1 protein-coding gene is annotated in these 369 nt (G+C 57.7%); it reads left to right on the top strand.

Going from position 1 to position 369, the window contains the following annotated elements; genetic code table 11:
* Positions 1 to 369: magnesium-protoporphyrin IX monomethyl ester (oxidative) cyclase (gene acsF, locus FLQ44_RS23105; RefSeq protein WP_147696201.1), on the top strand; the 369-nt coding region annotated here is incomplete at both ends.

The raw sequence follows: 369 nt of genomic DNA on the forward strand, positions 1-369 counted from the left end.
TGACCAAGACCAAGAAATACACCTATTTCAAGCCGAAGTTCATCTTCTACGCGGTCTACCTGTCCGAGAAGATCGGCTATGCCCGCTACATCACCATCTTCCGCCACCTCGCGCGCAATCCGCAGCACCGTTTCCACCCGATCTTCAACTGGTTCGAGCAATGGTGCACCGACGAGTTCAAGCATGGCGAGGCCTTCGCGATGCTGATGCGCGCGGACCCTAAGCTGCTGACCGGCGTCAACAAGCTTTGGATCCGCTTCTTCATCCTCTCGGTCTTCGCGACCATGTATGTCCGCGATCACGCCCGCCCCGCGTTCCACCGCGGCCTCGGCGTCGATCCGACCGAATATGATTATGACGTGTTCGAGA

Source organism: Vogesella mureinivorans (assembly GCF_007644035.1).
Taxonomy (GTDB): domain Bacteria; phylum Pseudomonadota; class Gammaproteobacteria; order Burkholderiales; family Chromobacteriaceae; genus Vogesella; species Vogesella mureinivorans.